15 protein-coding genes and 3 pseudogenes are annotated in these 15,446 nt (G+C 74.6%); 17 read left to right on the top strand and 1 reads right to left on the bottom strand.

Annotation, left to right across the window (positions count from 1 at the left end; all coding sequences use genetic code 11):
• Positions 1-83: 83 nt before the first annotated feature.
• From GA0070216_RS01640 to GA0070216_RS36525, 14 genes and pseudogenes are all read left to right on the top strand, one after another.
• Positions 84-830, top strand: coding sequence for a YggS family pyridoxal phosphate-dependent enzyme (locus GA0070216_RS01640; RefSeq protein WP_091237513.1), 747 nt, complete (start codon positions 84-86; stop codon positions 828-830).
• Between the two features lie 193 nt (positions 831-1,023).
• Entirely contained in the window at positions 1,024-1,722 is a 699-nt protein-coding gene (locus GA0070216_RS01635; RefSeq protein WP_091237511.1) for a cell division protein SepF, read from the top strand.
• A 29-nt stretch (positions 1,723-1,751) separates the two neighbouring features.
• Positions 1,752-2,057, top strand: coding sequence for a YggT family protein (locus GA0070216_RS01630; protein WP_091237509.1), 306 nt, complete (start codon positions 1,752-1,754; stop codon positions 2,055-2,057).
• Between the two features lie 43 nt (positions 2,058-2,100).
• Positions 2,101-2,901, top strand: coding sequence for a DivIVA domain-containing protein (locus GA0070216_RS01625; protein WP_091237507.1), 801 nt, complete (start codon positions 2,101-2,103; stop codon positions 2,899-2,901).
• A 70-nt stretch (positions 2,902-2,971) separates the two neighbouring features.
• Positions 2,972-3,298: pseudogene (locus GA0070216_RS36535) on the top strand (hypothetical protein); the annotation flags it as partial.
• Positions 3,299-3,445: 147 nt separating this feature from the next.
• Positions 3,446-3,808, top strand: a pseudogene (locus GA0070216_RS36530) (hypothetical protein); the annotation flags it as partial.
• Positions 3,809-3,819: 11 nt separating this feature from the next.
• Positions 3,820-4,125, top strand: a complete 306-nt coding sequence (locus GA0070216_RS01615) for a DUF167 domain-containing protein (RefSeq protein WP_091237502.1) — start codon at positions 3,820-3,822, stop codon at positions 4,123-4,125.
• Between the two features lie 22 nt (positions 4,126-4,147).
• Positions 4,148-5,650 carry a potassium/proton antiporter gene (locus GA0070216_RS01610; RefSeq protein WP_091237499.1) on the top strand — a complete coding sequence of 501 codons (1,503 nt, stop codon included), beginning with the start codon at positions 4,148-4,150 and terminating at the stop codon, positions 5,648-5,650.
• A gap of 223 nt (positions 5,651-5,873) precedes the next feature.
• Positions 5,874-6,305: a TraR/DksA family transcriptional regulator gene (locus tag GA0070216_RS01605; RefSeq protein ID WP_091237497.1), complete on the top strand. Its 432-nt coding sequence runs from the start codon at positions 5,874-5,876 to the stop codon at positions 6,303-6,305.
• Positions 6,306-6,371: 66 nt separating this feature from the next.
• Entirely contained in the window at positions 6,372-7,019 is a 648-nt protein-coding gene (gene lspA, locus GA0070216_RS01600) for a signal peptidase II (RefSeq protein WP_091237495.1), read from the top strand.
• A complete protein-coding gene (locus GA0070216_RS01595; RefSeq protein ID WP_091237493.1) occupies positions 7,016-7,960 on the top strand; it encodes an RluA family pseudouridine synthase in 945 nt (314 codons plus the stop codon). The genes lspA and GA0070216_RS01595 overlap by 4 nt, the downstream gene beginning before the upstream one ends.
• Before the next feature lie 3 nt (positions 7,961-7,963).
• Positions 7,964-8,947 carry a hypothetical protein gene (locus GA0070216_RS34305; protein ID WP_176738782.1) on the top strand — a complete coding sequence of 328 codons (984 nt, stop codon included), beginning with the start codon at positions 7,964-7,966 and terminating at the stop codon, positions 8,945-8,947.
• 97 nt (positions 8,948-9,044) lie between these two features.
• Positions 9,045-10,613 carry a MinD/ParA family ATP-binding protein gene (locus tag GA0070216_RS01585; RefSeq protein WP_091237488.1) on the top strand — a complete coding sequence of 523 codons (1,569 nt, stop codon included), beginning with the start codon at positions 9,045-9,047 and terminating at the stop codon, positions 10,611-10,613.
• A gap of 56 nt (positions 10,614-10,669) precedes the next feature.
• Positions 10,670-11,455, top strand: a pseudogene (locus tag GA0070216_RS36525) (DUF2567 domain-containing protein); the annotation flags it as partial.
• 154 nt (positions 11,456-11,609) lie between these two features.
• Here the strand turns inward: GA0070216_RS36525 and GA0070216_RS01575 are convergent.
• Positions 11,610-12,308 carry an LON peptidase substrate-binding domain-containing protein gene (locus GA0070216_RS01575; RefSeq protein ID WP_091237487.1) on the bottom strand — a complete coding sequence of 233 codons (699 nt, stop codon included), beginning with the start codon at positions 12,306-12,308 and terminating at the stop codon, positions 11,610-11,612.
• Positions 12,309-12,414: 106 nt separating this feature from the next.
• Between GA0070216_RS01575 and hisD the strand changes: the two genes are divergently transcribed.
• The 3 genes from hisD to hisB are packed head-to-tail and all read left to right on the top strand — an operon-like array spanning position 12,415 to position 15,415.
• On the top strand, positions 12,415-13,737 hold the full coding sequence (gene hisD, locus GA0070216_RS01570; RefSeq protein WP_091237485.1) for a histidinol dehydrogenase: 1,323 nt from the start codon (positions 12,415-12,417) through the stop codon (positions 13,735-13,737).
• Positions 13,734-14,807, top strand: coding sequence for a histidinol-phosphate transaminase (locus tag GA0070216_RS01565; protein WP_091237483.1), 1,074 nt, complete (start codon positions 13,734-13,736; stop codon positions 14,805-14,807). Before hisD ends, GA0070216_RS01565 begins: the two co-directional genes overlap by 4 nt.
• Positions 14,804-15,415 carry an imidazoleglycerol-phosphate dehydratase HisB gene (gene hisB, locus GA0070216_RS01560; RefSeq protein WP_091237481.1) on the top strand — a complete coding sequence of 204 codons (612 nt, stop codon included), beginning with the start codon at positions 14,804-14,806 and terminating at the stop codon, positions 15,413-15,415. The genes GA0070216_RS01565 and hisB overlap by 4 nt, the downstream gene beginning before the upstream one ends.
• Positions 15,416-15,446 lie beyond the last annotated feature (31 nt).

Here is a 15,446-nt window from a genome sequence, read left to right as displayed (position 1 = left end):
GTCGGTGACCACGCCGCCCCGCCGACGCCGAGCGGTCCACCGGGTGGTGACGTCGCCCCGCCGGTGACCGGGCGGCCCGGCCGATGACCGGCCGGCCCGACCCGGTGGGTCCGGACCGCCGCGCCGCACTCACGGCCGGACTGGCCGTGGTGCGTACCCGGATCGCCGACGCCTGTGCCGCCGCCGGCCGGGACCCGGCCGGGGTGACCATGATCGCGGTGACCAAGACGTACCCGGCCGGCGACGCGGTCGCGCTGACCGGGCTCGGGGTCACCGACCTGGGGGAGAACCGGGACCAGGAGGCGGCGCCGAAGGCGGCCGAGGTGGCGGCGGCGGGGGTGACCGCCCGCTGGCACTTCATCGGTCAGCTGCAACGCAACAAGGCCCGTTCGGTGGTCCGGTACGCCGATGTGGTCCACTCCGTGGACAGTGTCCGGTTGGCCCGCGCGCTGGCCACCGCCGCGGAGTCCGGCCGGGACCGTCCGTTGGAGACGTTGGTGCAGGTGAGTATCGACGGTGACGCGGCCCGAGGGGGCGCCCTGCCGGGTGCCGCCGACGCCGACCGGGGGCTCGGTCCGGTGGCCGAGGCGCTGGCCGGGTTGGGGTCGCTGCGGCTGGCGGGGCTGATGGCGGTGGCGCCGTTGGGCTGGGAGCCGGAGCGGGCGTTCGCCCGGTTGGCCGAGGTGGCGGAGGGATTCCGGGCCGGGCATCCGGCGGCGACCGCGCTCTCCGCCGGGATGAGCGGCGACCTGGAGGTGGCCATCGGATACGGCGCGACACATGTCCGCGTCGGCAGCGCGTTGCTCGGAATGCGTTCCACGCTGCGGTAGCCTGACCGCGATAGAAGCAAATTACATCAGTGTTGTTCAGGAGCGGCGTCCCCAGGTCGGGGGCCACGACGGGCGAGCCGCGAATCGCGCGTCGGGGGATTGCCACTTCGATCCGGTGGGCATGGAAGTCCATTCGCGATCATGGCGACACGGCACGGGGGTGCGTGCCGCACGGCGGACGGAAGGGCGCGGGATGGGTGCACTGCGCAAGGCGGGGGTCTGGCTCGGTCTCGTCGAGGAGGATGACGAGCGGGGCTACGACGAGGGCTACGACAAGCCCGGCTACCGCGAGTCGCGGTACCGGTCGAGCCGGTACACCGAGGAGTTCGCCGACGACGACGAGGACGACGCGGAGGAGCCGCCGGCGCCGCGTCCGCGCCTCGGCGACCGGGGTCGGCTGGCCGACCGGTCGAGCCGGCTCGCGGAGGCCGACCGCGCCGACGACGAGCGGGCCGAGCGGTCGGAGCGGTCGGAGCGGGCGAGCGTCCGGTCGATCACCCGGTCCGGTGGGTCGGAGACCTCGGGCGCGCTGAGCTACCACACCCGGGACAATCTCGCCCTGGCGCCGCAGGCGTCGCCGCGGGAGCGGCCGGTGGTGGCCGAGGAGGAGCAGCGCTACCAGATCACCACGCTGCACCCGACCACCTACCGCGAGGCGCGGACCATCGGCGAGCACTTCCGCGACGGTGTCCCGGTGATCATCAATCTCACCGAGATGGATGAGGCCGACGCCCGCCGGCTGGTGGACTTCGCCGCCGGGCTGGCGTTCGGGCTGCGCGGTACGATCGAGCGCGTGACCAACCGGGTGTTCCTGCTCTCGCCGGCCAACGTCCAGGTCACCGCGGAGGACAAAGCCAAGATCGCTGAGGGCGGCTTCTTCTCCCTGAGCTAAGTCCACCCGACCGAGGGACGTCGCCTGCTGTGTTGTCGATCATGTTCCAGCTCTTGTACCTGATTGTGTATCTTTTTCTTATTGTGCTGTTGGCCCGATTCGTTCTCGGTGCAGTCCTCCAGTACGGTCGTCGGTGGCAACCGGGGCGTGGCGCGTCCGCCGGACTAGAGTCCGTGTGGAGCGTCACTGATCCGCCTCTCAAGGCGTTGAGGCGGGTGATCCCCCCACTGCGAATTGGTACCGTGAGCATCGACCTGGCCTCCCTTGTGCTCCTGGTTATCCTGTTCGTGCTGATGAGGTTTGTGTTAGATCCGCTGATCAGGAACTTCTCCTGACCAGCGCGCGCTTTCGCGGCCGCAACTGACCCGAGGAGTTTCGATGCCGCTGACACCGGCCGACGTGCACAACGTCGCCTTCAAAAAGCCGCCGATCGGCAAGCGGGGGTACGACGAGGAGGAGGTCGACGCCTTCCTGGACGAGGTCGAGCGTGAGCTTGCCCGTCTGATCGAGGAGAACAACGAGCTGCGCGCGCAGGTGGAGCGCGGCGGTCGCGGTGGGGCCCCTGCCGGCCCCGGTGGCGACGCCCGGCTCGCCGCGGAGCTCAACGACGTCAAGGCCCAGCTCGACCGGGTGCAGCGCGACAAGGCCGCCGCCGAGCAGGCCGCCCGCGCGATGCAGGCGGAGCTGGAGCAGGTCCGCACCACCGGCGGCCCGGCCGCCGGCGGCGACGGCGAGCAGCAGGCGCTGCGGGTGCTGATGATGGCCCAGCGCACCGCCGACGACCACGTCTCCGACGCCCGTCGCGAGGCCGACCAGCTGCTCTCCGAGGCCCGCTCCAAGGCCGAGGAGGTCACCCGCGAGGCGCGGGCCAAGGCCGACGCCCTGGAGCGCGACGCCCGTCAGCGGCACCAGGAGGCCATGGGGGGCCTGGACGCCAAGCGGACCGCGTTGCAGAAGCACATCGAGGAGCTCAAGCAGTTCGAGCGCGAGTACCGCACCCGGCTCAAGGCCTACCTGGAGAGCCAGCTGCGTGATCTTGACGGTCGGGGCCAGGGCCTCGAGGCCGAGATGACCCGCGCCGAGGGCACCCGTGCCGTCGGTGGCAACGGTCTTGCCGCAGCGGGCCTCGCCGGCTCGTACGGCGGCGGTCGCTCCGGCGCCCTCGAAGCGGGCCGCTGATCCGCGGTCGGCGGCCGTCCCCCGATGGTCGCCGACCCAGCCACGACCCACGACGCGGCGGGGGTGAGCCGTGCTAGTCGCCAGTCTTCTGCTCATCCTCGTTGCGGTGGTCCTGCTGGTGCTCGGTCTCGTCGACGGCTCCAGCACCCTGCTGACCAGTTCCCTCGCGGCCAGTCTGCTGGCCGCCGTCGCGTTGGTGACCGGTGCCCGCCAGGCAGCCGCGACCAGGGCGAGGGCGGCGGAGCGGACCCAGGCGGCCGGTCCGAGCGCGGCAGCGGCCCGCCCGCCCGCCTCGCCGGCCGTGACCGTGCCGTCGGAGACCCCGACGACGTACGCACCGACGACGATCGACGCCGGTGGTGCCGGGTGGCGGCAACCACCCGGCCCGCCGGTCGCCGGCGAACCCGTCGGCGGTTCCACCCGCCCGGACGCCGGCGCCTGGGAGCCCGACGCGGAGGCCCCGTGGGACCCGGTCGTCGTGCCCTCCCCGCCGGACCCGGGCCGCGCCGACCCGCCGACCGACCACACCCCGGGTCGGGTGACCGACCCCGTCCGGATCGACGCGGACGACTACCCGGACGACCCCCGCGGGGACCCCGTGGACGACCCGGCCTGGGCGGCCGGGGACGATCTCGGGCCCCCCTGGGAGCCGTCGGACGACGCCGCGTCCCCGTGGGACCCGCCCGCCCAGCGGGTTCCGCCCGGTGACGCCGCCCGGGTGGCCCAGCTCGACGCCGAGGTCCTGGTCGTCGACGGGCATCCCCGCTACCACCTGCTCTCGTGTGCCCATCTGATCGAGCGGGAACACGAGCCGCTGCCGGTGCACGAGGCGATCTCCCTGGGGTTCACCCCGTGCGGTCTCTGCAAACCGGACACTGCCCTGCTCGCCGACACCTACCCCCGCTGAGGCCGGCCTCGATGCCCACGGACGACACGCTGACCGTCGCGGTGCGGGTCAAGCCCGGCGCGTCCCGAGCCCGGGTCGGCGGCTGCTTCGCGGGCCCGCACGGTCCCGCCCTGGTGATCGCCGTGACCGCCCCGGCGGTGGACGGCCGGGCCACCGAGGCGGCCCGTCGGGCGCTGGCCGGGGCCCTGGGCGTCCGTCCGGCGGTGGTGGCGCTGCGCGCCGGTGCGGCCAGCCGGGACAAGCTCTTCCTGGTCGACCGTCCGACACCCGGCCTGACCGAGCTGCTGCGGCGGCTGCGCGACGGATCGGTCGGGTGACGGCGCCCCGGGTCGGGCGCCCGTGACGCCGGGACTGGATCTGGCCCTGCTCCTCGGGGCGGCCGTGTTGCTGGTGGCGATCGGGGCGGTGCGGTTCTCCAGCCGGCTGGGCGTACCGAGTCTCCTGGTCTATCTGGCGCTCGGGGTGGCGATCGGCGAGGCCGGGTTGGGCATCCGGTTCGACGACGCCGAGCTGACCCGGGTGCTCGGCTTCTGCGCGTTGATCGTGATCATCGCGGAGGGCGGGCTGACCGCCCGGTGGAGCACCCTGCGCCCGGTGCTCGGGTTGGCCGGCGCGTTGTCCACGGTCGGGGTGCTGGTCAGCATCGTCGTCGTCGGCCTGGTGGTGCACCTGCTGCTCGGGCTGGACTGGCGGTTGGCGCTGCTCTATGGCGCGGTGCTCTCCTCCACCGACGCGGCGGCGGTCTTCGCCACGCTGCGCCGGCTGCGGCTGCCACCCCGGCTGGTGGCCACCCTCGAGGCCGAGTCGGGCATGAACGACGCCCCGGTGGTGATCCTGGTGGTGCTGCTGTCCCGCAGCGGCCCGGTCGAGCACCCGTGGTGGTTCGAGGTCTTCCTGGTGGGCTACGAGCTGGGGGTGGGCGCGACGGTCGGGTTGGCCGCCGGGTTGGCCGGTCGGTTCGCGCTGCGTCGGGCGGCGCTGCCCTCGTCCGGGTTGTATCCGATCGCCGCCGTCGGGTTCACCGTGCTGGCGTACGCCGCCGGGGCGATGCTGCACGCCTCCGGCTTCCTCGCCGTCTATGTGGCCGGGGTGCTGCTCGGCAACGCCCGGCTGCCGCACCGGCAGGCCATCCTGGGCTTCGCCGACGGGCTGGCCTGGTTGGCCCAGATCGGGCTGTTCGTGCTGCTCGGCCTGCTGGCCACGCCGGAGCGGCTGCACACCGCGCTGCTGCCGGCGGTGGTCACCGGGCTGGCCCTGCTGCTGCTGGCCCGGCCGCTGTCGGTGCTGGTCTCCGCGCTGCCGTTCCGGGTGAACCTGCGCGAGCAGGCGTTCCTGTCCTGGGCCGGGCTGCGGGGCGCGGTGCCGATCGTGCTGGCCACCATCCCGCTGTCGGCCCGGGTGCCCGGGGCGGACCGGCTCTTCGACGCGGTCTTCGTACTGGTGGTGATCTTCACGGTGCTCCAGGCGGGCACGCTCGCGCCGGCCGCCCGTCGGCTGCGGGTGACCGCCCCGGCCGAGCTGGCGGAGATCCGGGTGGAGACCGCCCCGTTGGAGCGGATGCGGGCGGACCTGCTCCAGTTGGAGGTGCCGGCGGGGTCCCGGCTGGCCGGGGTGCACGTCGACGAGCTGCGGCTGCCGGTGGGCGCGTCGGTGACCCTGGTGCTGCGTGACGGGGTGGGCTTCGTGCCCGGTGCGGACACCCGGCTCAAGACCGGGGACAGCCTGTTGATCGTGGCGACCGCCGGGGTGCGGGACGAGGCGGAGCGCCGGCTGCGGGCGGTCAGCCGGCGGGGTCGCCTGGCGAGGTGGTTCGGCGAGTACGGCGAGGATCGGGACGCCTGATCTGCTAGTCTTCCTTTTGCCCCATTTATGGGTTATTGGGGGCTGAATAGCGGCGCGACGGTCCGGCACGTTGTCGGACGCCTGTACGTTCCGTATTCTTGCCAATCTCCGGAGTGCGCGGCCACCGTTGCCGTGCGCCCGTTTTGTTACCTGGGGACGCCACGTCGGCGGACCCTGTCCGGGCACCGCCGACCGCCGCGTCCCGCGGCTGAGGGAGCTGACGATGGCGAAGCCAGCCGACACCAGGACCGCCGGTCGCAAACCGGCGGCGAAGGCCACTGCGCAGGCCACCCGCAGCGCGGCGGAGACCGAGAAGATCCGGGCGGCCCTGGCGGCCCGACGGGACGAGCTGCGCGCCGAGTACGATCAGACGCTGAGCGAGATCACCGAGCTGCAGCGCGACCGGCTGACCGACTCGGCCGGGGACGACCAGGCCGACACCGGCACCAAGACGTTCGAGCGCGAGCAGGAGATCTCCCTCGCGAACAGCATCCGGGAACGGATCACTCAGGTCGAGCGTGCCCTGGAGCGGCTCGACGAGGGTGGCTACGGATGGTGCGAGCGGTGCGGGAACCCGATCCCGGTGGAGCGGCTCGCCGCCTTCCCGTCGGCGACCCTCTGCGTGACCTGCAAGCAGCTGGCGGAGCGGCGCTGACGTCCACTCCCCGGTGATCTCGTGAGACGGCGGACCCACGTCGTCGAGACAGTCGATGGGGAGTCGATGACCACAGCACCGACCGCCGGACCCGGCACCACCGAGCCGGCCGGCCGCACCCCCCGCCGCAGGGCGGTCGTGGTCCTCGTCAGCATCGCGCTGCTCGCGTTGCTGACGGATCTGCTCACCAAGCACCTCGCCCTGCAACTGCTCGACGACCGGGCGCCGGTTCGGCTGCTCGGTGGGGTGGTCTACCTCACCCTGACCCGCAACAGCGGTGCGGCGTGGAGCATCGGCGCCGACCACACCTGGGTGTTCCCGTTGATCACCATCGGGGTGGTCGGCTGGATCAGCTGGATGGCGGTGCGGCTGCGCTCACTGCCCTGGGCGGTCTCCCTGGGGCTGGTGCTGGGCGGCGCGCTGGGCAACCTCACCGACCGGATTTTCCGGGCCCCCGGCCACTTCGTCGGTCACGTGGTGGACATGGTCAGCCTCTTCGACCCGTACGGCCAGGTCTGGCCGGTGTTCAACCTGGCCGACAGCTGCCTGGTCTCCGGGGTGCTGCTGGCCGTGCTGCTGGAGCTGACCGGCCGCCAGCGCGACGGGCGGCGGGTCGGCGCCAAGGGCGACGCCGCCCCCGCCGACGCCACCCCCACCGGACCGGCCGCCGCCGGGTCGACGAAGGCCGACGCCGAGCCGCAGGAGCGGGCATGACCGCCGCCTTCGCCGCCGGCGGCGACCACCGCTCCCTGCCCGTTCCGGATGGCCTCGACGGCATGCGGCTGGACCAGGCGGTGTCCCGCCTCTTCGGGCTCTCGCGTACCGCGGCCGCCGCGCTGGTCGACGCCGGTGACGCGCTGGTCGACGGCGCGGCCCGGCAGAACTCGCACAAGGTCAAGGCCGGTTCCTGGCTGGAGGTGACGCTGCCCGCGCCGGTCGCGCCGCCGACCGTGGTGCCGCAGGCGGTCCCCGGGCTGACCGTGGTCTACGCCGACGACGACATCGTGGTGGTGGACAAGCCGGTCGGGGTGGCGGCCCACCCCAGCCCCGGCTGGACCGGCCCGACCGTCATCGGTGGCCTCGCCGCGATCGGCCACCGGATCTCCACCAGCGGAGCCGCCGAGCGGCAGGGCGTGGTGCACCGGCTCGACGTGGGCACCACCGGGATCATGGCGGTGGCCAAGAGCGAGCAGGCGTACACCGCGCTCAAGCGGGCGTTCAAGTACCGCGAGGTGGAGAAGCGCTACCACGCGGTGGTCCAGGGGCACCCCGACCCGTCGCGCGGCACCATCGACGCCCCGATCGACCGGCACCCGCACCACGACTACCGCTGGGCGGTGGTCTCCGACGGCAAGCCGAGCATCACCCACTACGACACCATCGAGGCGTTCCCGTCGGCCAGCCTGCTCGACGTCCGGCTGGAGACGGGGCGTACCCACCAGATCCGGGTGCACTTCTCGACCCTGCGGCACCCGTGCGTCGGCGACCTCACCTACGGGGCCGATCCGACCCTGTCGGCGCGGCTCGAACTGCGCCGGCAGTGGCTGCACGCCCGGTCGTTGACCTTCGCCCACCCGCGTACCGGCGACGACGTCACCTTCGTCAGCGAGTACCCGGACGACCTGGCCCGCGCGCTGACGCTCCTGCGCGACTGACCGGTGCCGCGCCGGCCGTCGGGTGTCGACCCGCCCGCTGTCCCGCCCCGGCCGCGCCGGGGGCTGGTCACCGCGGCGGTGCTCGCCGTCGGCGCGGTGCTGCTCACCGTCGGCTGGGCGGCCCGCCGGCCCGAGCCGGTGGGTGACCGCACCGTCGGGCAGGTGACCCGGGTCGGGGTGCTGCCGGGCGACTCGCTGCCCGGGTACGCCGCCGCCACCCGGGCCGAACTCGCCGCGCTGACCGCCGGGGCGTACGCGCTGGTCAGCTTCGACCGCTACCTCGCGCCGGACCGGTTGCCGGCGCTGCTCGCCGACGTCGAGGTGGCGGCGGTGGTGGTCCGGGTGCCACTGCCGGACCGGCAGACCGAGGTGGTCCGGCTGCCGGCGCAGCTGCTGCCGCAGGACGTCACCGCCGGGATGGCCGGCCTCGCGGACCGCAAGGACCGGGAGGCCGCCGACCAGCGGAGCCGAGCCGCCGACACCGCCGACCCGACGACCCGCCAGGGGTACGAGACCGGGGCGCAGGTCGCCGCGCGGGAGGCGGCCGGCTACCGGTCGGCCTGCGCCTGCGTCTACGCGGCGGTGGTCCGCGCCGCACCGGCCGCCCTGCGCGCCCTGGCCGGACGGGACGGCGTGCGGGCGCTCGACCCGGCCCCCGAGGTGACCCGACTGGACCGGACGGTGTTCCTGCCCCCGCTGCCGGAGCAACGGGACACTGCCCGGCCCCCGGCTGACACGGCCCGGCCCCCGGCTGACACGGCCCGGCCCCCGGCTGACACGGCCCGGCCACCCGCCGGACGGGCCCCGACGTCCGCCGACCCGGTACCGTCGCCGGGTGCGACGATGGGCGATTCGTCGGAAGGAGCACCCGCCGTGATCGCCCCGGTACCGTCGCCGACCGGGACCGGATCGGAGCGGTCGGTGTCGACCCCCGCTCCCACCTCCCCGGACTCCCGTCGCAGCGGGTCGTCCGTCCGGTCGCCGTAAGTATTGTGCCCGGGGGATGTGTGCAGACCGGTGTGGTCCGAATAGGGTTTCGTTCGTAGCCTGTCAGGCGGAGATCGACGGCGCGGGAGGGCGAGCCTTGGACGGCAGCGAGACCGGCTGGGGTCGGTCGGCCGAACCGGCACCGCGATGGCGGGCGCTCTTCGAACGCGCCCGCCTCGGCGGACGCGCCGCCGAACAGGCGGAGCCGGAGCGCCGCGGCGAGGACCCGGCCCGGGACCCGCTGCCCGGCCGTGGGCCCGCCGGTGGTTGGTCCGGACGGGGGTCGGCGGCCGTGCCGCCACCCGCCGACCCGGGCTACGGTGCGAACCCCGGCTACGACCCCGACCCGGGCTACCGGGCCGAAGCCAGCTACCGGGTCGACCCGGCCCACCGCGTCGCGGCGGACTATCCGGCCGAGCCCGGCGGCTACCGCGCCGAGCCGGGCTACCCGGCCGAGCCCGGCTACCGTGCCGCCCCCGGTTATCCGGCCGACCCCGGATACCTGCCGGAGCCGGCCCGGCCGCCGGAGCCGCCGGTCGTCCCGTCCCGCTACGCCCTGCTGGACAACGGCTACCGGTCCGAGCCGCCACCCCCCGAGTCCCGGTACGCCCTGCTGGACAACGGTTACCGCGCGCCCGGCTACGCGCCGCCGGAGCCGACGTACCAGCCGCCGCAACCCGCCTACCCCGAGCCGGCGTACCCGGAGCCCGGCTACCCGGCCGCGCCGACGTACCAGCCGGAGCAGCCGGCCTACCAGCCGGAGCAGCCGGCCTACCCGCCGGCGGTGACCGCCGACCGGGGCTACCCGGCCCGGATCGAACCGGCCCGCATCGAGTGGCGTCAGCAGGGTCCCCAGGACGAGCAGGAACGGGCCGCCGGCATCCTCCGCCGCGACCTGGGCACCCCCCGGGTGCTCGCGTTCGCCAACCCCAAGGGCGGGGTGCACAAGACCACCGCCACGGTGCTCGCCGCCGCCACCGTCGGCAGCGTCCGGGGCCGGGGCGTGCTCGCCTGGGACGACAACGAACTGCGCGGCACCCTCGGCCTGCGCGCCGGCAGCGCCCGGCACGCCCGGACCATCCGGCACCTGATCAGCGACCTGGCGCACATCGAGATCCGGGACGGCGCCGAGCTGCTGGAGTCCCTCGACGACTACCTGCGGCACGCCTCCGACGGCTCGTACGACGTGCTGGCCGGGGAGGAGAGTCCCCGGTTCGCCCAGCGCCTCGACCAGTTCACCGTCAAACGGGTGCTGGAGCTGCTGCGCCGCACCCACGACGTGGTCTGCGTCGACACCGGCAACAACGTGGAGAGCCCCAACTGGCGCACCGTCATGCACGCCGCCGACCAACTCGTGGTGACCACCGTGCCCCGGGAGGACGCGGCGTTCAGCGCCGACTGGATGCTCGACCTGCTGCACGAGGAGGGGATGGGTGAGCTGGCCGACAACGCGATCACCCTGATCTCCTGCCCCACCCCGGGCCGGTCGACCCTCCAGGACGACCTGGAGCGGCACTTCGCCACCCGGACCCGGGCCGTCGCGGTGGTGCCGTACGACCCGGTGCTGGAGACCGGTTCGTCGATCGAGTACCACCAGCTCCAGGCGGAGACCCGGGCCGCCTGGCTGCGGGCCGCCTCGGTGATGTTGGAGCCGTTCGCCCGCTGAGGGGCGGTACGGGCTCCGCCGCCCCGCCGCACCGCTACGCCTGAGAGGATCATCGGGTGAGCCCGGACACCCCCGATCCGCACCGCCCGGCCGACGCCCCGGCGGGTGTCGCGCCCACCCCGTCCGCGCCCAGGTACGACCCCGCGGGGTCGTACCTGCCCTGGCCGCCGCCGCCGTCCGCCGCGCTGCCGCCGCCGCCCGACCAGCAGCCCCGGCACACCCCGGCGGTGGCGGTCACCCTGGTGCTGGGCCTGACCGCGCTCGGGGTGCCGCTGGGGCTGCTCTGGGCGGCGCTGGCCCCGGACACCCCGGTGCTCAAGACCGCCGAGGGCGCCATCTACGCCCAGCCGCAGCCGGAGCAGCCGATCGCCGCCGACGGCTGGTTCAGCCTGCTCGGGCTCGGCTTCGGGGTGCTCGCCGCGATCGCGGTGTGGACGCTGCTGCGTCGCCGACGCGGGCCGGTCGGGTTGGTCGCGACGACCGTCGGCGCGCTCGGCACCGCCCTGGTGGCCTGGCAGGTGGGCCGTCGGATCGGGCTGGACGGCTACCAGCGGCTGCTCGCCTCCGCCCCCGCCGGCACGGCGTTCGACAAACCGGCGGACCTGCGGGCCGGGGGCATCGAACGGGTCCTCGGCGTGCTGCCGCTGCCGTACGGCAACCTGCTGCTGCCGGCGTTCGCCGCCGCCGTCACGTACACCCTGCTGGCCGGCTGGTCCCGCTGGCCCTCGCTGCGCCCGGAGCCGGAGCCCGACTGGCCGACCGGCCCCGAGGTCGCCGGTTGGCCGGGCCCCGCCGCCACCGACCGGCCCGACGGCCCGACCGGCACCGCCCCACCGACCGGCAGCACCGTCCCGGACCGCCCCGACGGCTACCGCGACTGGGACCGTCCCGACGCCCACGGCCGCCAGGACCGGCCCGACGCCTACGGCGACCAGGACCGGCCCGGCGTCGACAGCGGTCGGGACCGGCCCGGTGCTCCCGGGGTGCCGGGCGGGGTCAGTTGGGGGCCGGTGGGGAGGCCAGCTCCGACAACGGCACCGGAACCGCCCGCACCTGACGCAGCAGGGCCGACTCGCGATTGAGCAGCCGCAGCTCGGCGCGGAGCCGGGCGGCGGTGTCGTCGATGGCGAGCAGCCGCTGCCGGTCCGCCACGGTCAGCACGGCGGTGGCCGCCACCAGGTGCGACAGCACCGTCGGGTCCTCCGGCAACTGCTCGGACAGCTCCTGCGGGTCGGCCCGGATCAGGCCCAGGTACTGCCGGAAGACCGCGATCACCCGGGCCGCCAGCAGCTCCGCCGCCTCGTCCGGGCCGGTCGGCTCGGGCAGCCACTCGACGGCGGCGGTCAGGTAGGGGGCGGACTCCCGGTCGACCTCGGCGACCCGGAACCGTCGCCGGCCCACCGTGACGATGTCGAAGCCGCCGTCGTCCAGCTCGGTGACCTGACGCAGCTCGGCGGTGCAGCCCACCTCGTGCAGGGTCACCTCGCCACCGCCCGGGGTGGCCCGGCCCGCGCCCGGGGCGACCTCCCAGCCGGAGCGGATGGCCAGCACACCGAACTCCCGGGGCGCCCCCTCGGGCTGCCCGACCAGGTCCCGCACCAGGTGGCGGTAACGCTCCTCGAAGATGTGCAACGGCAGCACCAGACCTGGGAAGAGCACCGTGGCAAGGGGAAACACCGGCAGCCGTGCGGTCACGTGTCCGAGCGTAGCCGGATCGTGCGACGTCGGCGTGTCCCGGCTCACCGTCTCGCGGTACGGGCGGCGCGGGTCGCCCTCCGGGCCGCCGCCTAGACTCGGGAGCGTGTTGAATCGGATCGACCTGCGCGGCGGGGTCCGTGACCCGCGCCGACTGCTGCCCCGTGCCCAACTCGACGTGTCCGTCGCCGTCGAGCGGATCCGCCCCCTCGTCGAGGCGGTCCGGGACCATGGGTACCCGGCGATCCGGGAGGCCAGCGAGCGGTTCGACGGCATCTGCCCCGCGGTGCTGCGGGTCCCGACCGAGGCGATCGCCGAGGCGGAGGGGACGCTCGACCCCGACGTGCGGGCCGCGCTGCTGGAGTCGATCGACCGGGCCCGCCGGGTGCACGCCGACCAGCGCCGCACCGACCACACCACCCAGGTGGTGCCCGGCGGCACGGTGACCGAGCGCTGGGTGCCGGTCGACCGGGTCGGCCTCTACGTCCCCGGCGGGCTGGCGATGTATCCGTCGACCGTGGTGATGAACGTGGTCCCGGCCCAGGTGGCCGGGGTCCGCTCGCTGGTGGTGGTCAGCCCGCCGCAGCAGGACAACGGGGGCCTCCCCGACGCCCGGGTGCTCGCCGCCTGCGCGCTGCTCGGCGTCGACGAGGTGTACGCCGTCGGCGGCGCCCAGGCGGTCGCCATGCTGGCCTACGGTGCGGCGGTCGACGCCGGGGGCACCCAGCACTGCGCGCCGGTCGACATGATCACCGGGCCGGGCAACATCTGGGTCACCGCCGCCAAGCGGCTGCTGCGGGGCGTGGTCGGCATCGACGCGGAGGCCGGTCCGACCGAGATCGCCGTGCTGGCCGACGACACCGCCGACCCGGTGCACGTCGCCGCCGACCTGATCAGCCAGGCCGAGCACGACCCGCTGGCGGCCAGCGTGCTGGTCACCCCGTCGGTCGAGCTGGCCGACGCGGTGGACCGGGAGCTGGCCCGGCAGGTGCCGGCCACCAAGCACGTCGAGCGGGTCGGCACCGCGCTCGGCGGGGAGCAGAGCGGCATCGTGCTGGTCGACGACCTCGACGCCGGGTTGCGGGTGGTCGACGCGTACGCGGCCGAGCACCTGGAGATCCAGACCCGGGACGCCCGCGACTGGGCGCTGCGGGTGCGCAACGCCGGGGCGATCTTCGTGGGTGCCTGGGCGCCGGTGTCGCTCGGCGACTACTGCGCCGGCTCCAACCACGTGCTGCCCACCGGCGGCTGCGCCCGGCACTCGTCCGGCCTGTCCGTGCAGTCCTTCCTGCGCGGCGTGCACCTGGTGGAGTACACCCGGGAGGCGCTGCGCGACGTCGCGCCGCACGTGGTGACCCTGGCCAACGTGGAGGACCTGCCGGCGCACGGCCAGGCGGTCGCGGTGCGCTTCGCCGGGGAGTCGTCGTGACCGGCCTGGACGACCTGCCGATCCGCGACGACCTGCGCGGTCGCTCGCCGTACGGGGCGCCGCAGCTCGACGTGGCGGTTCGGCTGAACACCAACGAGAACTCCTACCGGGTGCCCGAGCCGGTGGTGGAGGCGATCGGCAAGGCACTCGCCGCCGAGCTGCGTGACCTCAACCGCTACCCGGACCGGGACGCGGTGGCGCTGCGCGCCGACCTGGCCGGCTATCTCGGTCACGGGATCACCGCGGCGCAGGTCTGGGCGGCCAACGGCTCCAACGAGATCCAGCAGCAGCTGCTCCAGGCGTTCGGTGGGCCGGGGCGGTCCGCGTTGGGCTTCGTGCCGGCGTACTCGATGCATCCGTTGCTGGCCCTGGGCACCGGCACCCGGTGGGTCCCGGCCCAGCGGGGGGTGGACTTCGGGCTGACCGCCGACGAGGCGGTCGCCGAGGTCCGGACGCACCGCCCCGACGTGGTCTTCCTCTGCTCGCCGAACAACCCGACCGGCACCGCGCTGGACCCGGCGGTGGTCACCGCCGTGCTCGACGTCGCGCCCGGCATGGTGGTCGTCGACGAGGCGTACGCCGAGTTCGCCCGACCGGGCACGAGCGACGCCCTGGCGCTGCTGCCGGGCCACCCGAGGCTGGTGGTGACCCGGACGATGAGCAAGGCGTTCGGGTTCGCCGGTGGCCGGCTGGGCTACCTGGTCGCCGACCCGGCGGTGGTGGCGGCGGTGCAGCTGGTCCGGCTGCCGTACCACCTCTCCTCGCTCACCCAGGCCGCCGCCCGCGCGGCCCTGGCCCACCGCGACGCCCTGCTCGGCACCGTCGACGCGATCAAGGCGCAGCGGGACCGGATCGTGGGCACGCTGCGGGACCGGGGTTTCCGGGTGGCCGACAGCGACGCCAACTTCGTGCTCTTCGCCGTCGGCGGCGACCAGGCCACCGCCTGGCGGACCCTGCTCGACGCCGGGGTGCTGGTCCGGGACGTCGGCCTGCCCGGCTGGTTGCGGGTCACCGCCGGCACCCCCGCCGAGACCGACGCCTTCCTCACCGCGATGGAGAAACTGTCATGAGTCGCACCGCCCGGGTGGAGCGGATCACCAAGGAGACCAAGGTCCTCGTCGAGATCGACCTCGACGGCACCGGCCAGGCCGAGATCAGCACCGGGGTCGGCTTCTACGACCACATGCTCCACCAGATCGCCCGGCACGGCGGCTTCGACCTGACCGTCCGCACCGTCGGCGACCTGGAGATCGACGCCCACCACACGATGGAGGACACCGCGCTCGCCCTGGGCGCCGCGTTCGACCAGGCGCTGGGCGACAAGGCCGGCATCCGGCGGTACGGCTCGGCCACCGTCCCGATGGACGAGGTGCTCGTCCGGGCCGCCGTCGACCTGTCCGGCCGCCCGTACGTGGTGCACGACGAGCCGGCGCTGGCCCCGTACATCGGGCCGGTCTATCCGACCAGCATGACCCGGCACATCTGGGAGTCCTTCGGCCAGTCGGCCCGGGTCACCCTGCACGTGGACGTGCTGCGGGCGGCCCGCCCGGGCGGCCACCCGGACGCGCACCACGTGGTGGAGGCCCAGTTCAAGGCGGTCTCCCGGGCGCTGCGGGAGGCCACCGCGCTCGACCCGCGCAACGCCGGCGTGGTGCCGAGCACCAAGGGCGCGCTGTGACCGGCCTGCCCCGACCCGACCGCGCCGTCGC

It is taken from the genome of Micromonospora matsumotoense, assembly GCF_900091525.1.
GTDB lineage: Bacteria > Actinomycetota > Actinomycetes > Mycobacteriales > Micromonosporaceae > Micromonospora > Micromonospora matsumotoensis.
Note: the sequence above shows the minus strand (reverse complement) of the source record. Positions and strands in the feature narration are given on the sequence as shown.